The sequence below is a fragment of the Pseudoalteromonas sp. genome (assembly GCF_041613455.1).
Lineage (GTDB): Bacteria > Pseudomonadota > Gammaproteobacteria > Enterobacterales > Alteromonadaceae > Pseudoalteromonas.
Genome location: NZ_JBFJHD010000217.1, coordinates 1 through 4,971, shown reverse-complemented (window position 1 = coordinate 4,971; position 4,971 = coordinate 1). Strand labels below are relative to the sequence as shown.

The 4,971-nt window shown below is 39.6% G+C and carries 5 protein-coding genes; all 5 read left to right on the top strand.

The features are described 5' to 3' along the window. Nucleotides 1-420 precede the first annotated feature (420 nt). The 5 genes from ABYB02_RS14565 to ABYB02_RS14545 all read left to right on the top strand — a co-directional run bounded on the left by ABYB02_RS14565 (nt 421) and on the right by ABYB02_RS14545 (nt 4,507). A complete protein-coding gene (locus ABYB02_RS14565; RefSeq protein WP_372763132.1) occupies nt 421-1,275 on the top strand; it encodes a pirin family protein in 855 nt (284 codons plus the stop codon). Nucleotides 1,276-1,434: 159 nt separating this feature from the next. Continuing rightward, the gene (locus ABYB02_RS14560; protein WP_372763131.1) at nt 1,435-2,322 is read left to right on the top strand and encodes a LysR family transcriptional regulator; all 888 of its coding nucleotides are present in this window, start codon (nt 1,435-1,437) and stop codon (nt 2,320-2,322) included. 100 nt (nt 2,323-2,422) lie between these two features. Then, nucleotides 2,423-3,118, top strand: a complete 696-nt coding sequence (locus ABYB02_RS14555) for a pirin family protein (RefSeq protein ID WP_372763133.1) — start codon at nt 2,423-2,425, stop codon at nt 3,116-3,118. A 1-nt stretch (nt 3,119) separates the two neighbouring features. Beyond that, complete coding sequence (locus tag ABYB02_RS14550; RefSeq protein WP_372763130.1) at nt 3,120-3,851, top strand: sulfite exporter TauE/SafE family protein; 732 nt, start codon at nt 3,120-3,122, stop codon at nt 3,849-3,851. Between the two features lie 44 nt (nt 3,852-3,895). Next, the gene (locus ABYB02_RS14545; RefSeq protein WP_372763129.1) at nt 3,896-4,507 is read left to right on the top strand and encodes a nitroreductase family protein; all 612 of its coding nucleotides are present in this window, start codon (nt 3,896-3,898) and stop codon (nt 4,505-4,507) included. Nucleotides 4,508-4,971: the final 464 nt, after the last annotated feature.

Here is a 4,971-nt window from a genome sequence, read left to right as displayed (position 1 = left end):
GGGTCTATTTTGAACCCTAAAGTTATATTTTGGTGCAAAATACAGGCAGTTTGATGCGTGAAATACCCGCATATAATCAACTCTCAGCTGCGATTTATAGGCTAAATTATTGGCTAATTGATGCTACACATTATTTCACAGGTAGGCGCATCTTAATCTAAAAATAAGAACGCTTTAAGTTAAAAATAAGAATTAAAAACCACCATGTAAATTAGCTGTTTGGTTTGTGTTATTGCAATGAAGTGCTAACATTCTGAAATAAAGAATGCTGCTGGCTTAAATGTTAGCATTCATTAATTAAATAAGAACAAATAATGTTGACTAACAGTAAATTACACTATCAATTGTAGATAACTGTTTATATATAAAATACAAAAACTTACGTTTATTTTAATAAAGCAACTTAAGAGGATGTTTATTATGGCTACAGTGCTTAAAGCGAAAGAGCATGATATTGGTGGACTAAATGTAAAACGCGTTTTACCTCATCAAGAAAAACGTATGGTCGGTCCCTTTGTTTTCTTTGACCAAATGGGGCCTAATAATTTCCCTGCGGGTCAAGGTATAAATGTCAGACCGCATCCACATATTGGTTTATCAACATTAACTTACCTGTTTGATGGCAGTATTTTACATCGAGATTCACTGGGTAATAATTTAGAAATTCGCCCCGGTGATGTTAACTGGATGACCTCAGGTAAGGGGATCACTCATTCAGAGCGTGAAAGCTTTGAAGTACGTGCCAATCCACATTCAATTAGCGGTTTACAGTGCTGGGTTGCCTTACCAGAAGCGATGGCAGAAATTGAACCGTCGTTTAATCATGTGAAAAAAAGCCAACTACCGCACATTACTCACGAAGGAGTAATGATGCGACTCGTGGTGGGCGAAGCGTATGGTTTAAGTTCGCCGGTTAAAACCTATTCACCGATGTTTTATATTGATGTGGTTGCCAGCAAAGGCAGTGTTATAAAGCGCCCACACCCAGAACAAGAAACGGCAATCTTTACCATTTGTGGCGAAGTAACGGTTAATGGTGAAACCTTCGGGACTAATGAGTTTATTTTATTAGAGTCTGGTGATAGCGAAATTACGCTGGCCAGTGACGGCCGCTTTATCATGTTAGGTGGCGATAAATTTGAAAAAGTACCCTTTTTGTATTGGAACTTTGTGTCATTTAGCAAAGAGCGCATTGAGCAAGCGAAAGACGATTGGGAAAATGGGCGCTTTCCAACTATTCCAGGTGATGATAAAGAGTTTATTCCGCTTAAATAATGCCAGGCTCTATTGAGTTGAAAAAGCTAATTATTTGAAATTATGATAAAAATCATACCTAATTTATGGATTAGGTGTGGTTTTTATCAAGCTAAGGTGTTTGAAGATAGCCTGCAGAATTAACAACAAAAATACAAATTACAGTAATAAGAGGTAATCATGCTTAGAGTCACACTAGAGCAATGGCGTATGTTTCGCTCTGTGGTGCAATTTGGTGGCTTTAATCAAGCCTCGCTAGGAATTCATAAAAGTCAGTCAAGTATTCATAATGCGGTGAGTAAAATAGAAAGCTCGCTTGATGTGAAATTATTTGAAATAGAAGGGCGAAAAACGGTGCTCACCGAAGCGGGAAAGTTAATGCTTAAGCGCGCCAACTTTTTGCTTGATGAAGCCGCCAAGTTGGAAATAGTAGGTCATACCCTGGGTCAAGGTACAGAAGGGAGCTTAAAAATTGCGGTTGATGAAATGTTCCCGCAAGCAAGGTTATATAAAGTGCTTGATACTGTTTCTGCCCAGTACCCAATGCTGCAAATTGAGCTGGTGGAATCGGTACTGAGTGGAGCAAGTGAACTGATTGAAAATGCAGACGTCGATATTGCTATTTCACCGGTGGCACTAACCGAAGGCTTTAGTGAGCAACTTTGCCAAATAGACTTTATTGCTGTTGCCAATCCCGATCACACTTTACATTCACTGGATAGAGATTTAACCGCAGAGGATTTAAAAAGTCATCGTCAAATTGTAGTACGCGACTCGGGTATGCATCGCAAAAGTGATGCAGGTTGGTTAGGGGCTAACCAGCGCTGGACGGTCAGTCACTTGCGCACTTCTATTGATATGATCTGCAGTGGTTTAGGGTTTGCGTGGCTACCTACAAGTTCTATAAAAAATGAACTAGCACAGGGCAAACTGAAAGCACTTCCTTTACAACATAACAGTAAGCGCTCTATGCAATTGCATTTAATCTTTAAAGATGGCGACAGCTTAGGCCCTGCAGCCAGAGCATTTTTAGCAGAGCTAAGATACCAATGTGAAGAATTACAATAAACATTCTGTTGAATAGAATGATTGGTGCTAAAACAGCTAATTTTAATCGTATAAACGCAGTAGTAAACTGGCTTCATTGAAATAAATGAAGGAATTTATGATGAAATATATAAGAAAAGCACACGAGCGCGGTTCGGTCGATCTGGGTTGGTTGCAAAGCAAACATAGTTTTTCGTTTGGTAGTTATTACGATCCAAAACATATGGGTGTGTCAGCACTGCGCGTAATTAACGACGACATGGTAATGCCAGGAAAAGGCTTTGGCACGCATGGCCACCGCGATATGGAAATTATCTCGTATGTAATGGAAGGTGCACTAAAGCACGAAGACAGTGAAGGTAATAAGCACACGGTACCGGCCGGTGACGTGCAACGTATGAGTGCCGGCAGTGGCGTAATGCACTCTGAATATAATGCTTCAAGCACTGACAAAGTTAAGTTTTTACAAATTTGGATACAACCTAATAAAATGGGGATTAAACCAAGTTACGAGCAAAAAAGTATTACCCAAACAGGTCCATTAACGCCATTGCTCACGCCAACGGGCGGCGAAAATACCTTATCGATTAATCAAGATGCAAGCTTGTCACGCTTAGTGTTAGACGCACAACAAACGTTTAAGCTGGACTCAGGTAAGCACATTGGTTACTTGCACATTGTAAAAGGTAGTGTGATGGTCGATGGTAAAGAGTTTGCTGCAGGTGACGCCTTTGCGGTTGACCCAGCGGCAGAGTTAAAGCTTGAAGCAACAGCTAAACTTGAAGCTTTATGGTTTGAATTACCGGCGGACTTCTAACATGGATATTACAGCACTTGTTCTAATAGCCGCGGTTGTGGTGTTGATAGGTGTTTCAAAATCGGCATTTGCAGGGGCATTAGGCGTATTTGCTGTGCCGCTGCTAATGCTAAAATTACCAGCAGCGCAAGCTATAGCACTGATGCTGCCACTATTAATTATTGCTGATGTATTAAGCGTAAGAAGTTACTGGCGTAAATGGGATAATCAATTACTGTTGCCGCTCATTCCAGGGGCAATCTTAGGTGTACTGATTGCTTATTTAATTATAGATATTATTAATGCAGAGCATTTACGCTTAATAATCGCCTTTATATGTATTGTTTTTTCAATCAAAAATATTTTCTTTATGAAAAGTTCGCTCAAAATTCTCAGTAATAAAATGGGCGCGGCAATAATGTCGGTGTTCTCTGGTATTACTAGCAGCTTAGTGCATGCGGGTGGGCCACCCATTATTATTTATTTCACAGCGATTGGGCTTACGCCGGGTAAATTTGTTGCTACTGCGGCGGTATTTTTTGCCATGATGAATGTAATAAAACTGATTGCAGCTCTATCATTCGGCTTGTTAACAGCTGAGATAATTTTAACAGCACTGGCATTTTTCCCACTAGCATTTGTTGGTAATTGGCTAGGGGTAAAAATTAATGCAACACTGGATAAAGCGCTATTTTTAAAAGTAATGAATTATTTATTATTAGTGCTCGGTTTTTGGTTACTGTTAGGTAAGTAACTATTTTTTTAGTTAGTTAAATTTTTGAACAACCACAGGAGATAATGATGTCAAATTTAAAAGATTTTCAACAATTAGCAGAGAAGCGTCGCACTATCTATGCACTAAGCGATCAGTTGCCTGTGTCTAACGAGGAAGTAGTTAAACTTGTTGAGCATGCCGTTTTGCATACACCATCAGCGTTTAACTCACAATCGGCACGTCTGGTGGTTTTGTTTGCTGATGATCATCGCAAACTGTGGGACATTACTGAAGAAACACTTCGCGTTATTGTTGGTGACGACGAAAAATTCCAAGCTACTAAAGATAAAATTGCTGGCTTTAGAGCAGGGGCAGGTACGGTATTGTTCTTTGAAGACAAAGGCGTCGTGAGAAACATGCAAGAAGCAGCCCCTTTGTATGCCGACAAATTTCCAATTTGGGCACATCAAAGCAGCGCTATGCATCAGTATGCGATTTGGACAGCATTGGCTAGCTTAGACATTGGTGCCAACTTACAACATTACAACCCTGTTATAGATCAAAAAGTTGCAGATGAGTGGAACATATCTTCAGATTGGGAATTAAATGCACAAATGGTGTTTGGCGCTATCGAGCAAGCAGCAGGCGACAAAGAATTTAAGCCGCTTGAAGAGCGTATGAAAGTACTTGGTTAATCCAAGGAGTTTAATATAACTTCATTAATGAAACCGCTCAGCTGTATGGCTTGCGGTTTCATTGCTTTTTATCTGTCACTCATTAATCTGAAATTGATTTAAACAATAACTAAAGAGTTTAACTTTAACTAAAGCAGACAACCCGCCATAGCAATAGCATTACGTGTGAAATGATCAGCGCGACTCTGCTTTGTACCCTCTACTTGGCACATTATCTAAAACTTGCCTACCGCAATAATTTCTAACGTTCCTAATGGGCTGTTAATTTTCCACAGCTCAGGTTAGCTAATAGACTCGGCGAGCTGGTAGTTCATCGTAATTATGTGAACCAATAATATAAATAGTGGATTATTAGCACGAGCAGTGAGGCGTATGCAGTAATTACCACTATAGAGTCGCTATTAAAAATAATAAGGATATTAAGAATGAGAGTTAACGGTATGCTAGCTTTAATGGCTCTAATG

Excerpts from the sequence above, each read along its gene's own strand:
- ABYB02_RS14560 (WP_372763131.1), top strand. The coding sequence starts at position 1,435 with ATGCTTAGAGTCACACTAGAGCAATGGCGTATGTTTCGCTCTGTGGTG.
- ABYB02_RS14555 (WP_372763133.1), top strand. The coding sequence starts at position 2,423 with ATGAAATATATAAGAAAAGCACACGAGCGCGGTTCGGTCGATCTGGGT.
- ABYB02_RS14550 (WP_372763130.1), top strand. The coding sequence starts at position 3,120 with ATGGATATTACAGCACTTGTTCTAATAGCCGCGGTTGTGGTGTTGATA.
- ABYB02_RS14565 (WP_372763132.1), top strand. The coding sequence starts at position 421 with ATGGCTACAGTGCTTAAAGCGAAAGAGCATGATATTGGTGGACTAAAT.
- ABYB02_RS14545 (WP_372763129.1), top strand. The coding sequence starts at position 3,896 with ATGATGTCAAATTTAAAAGATTTTCAACAATTAGCAGAGAAGCGTCGC.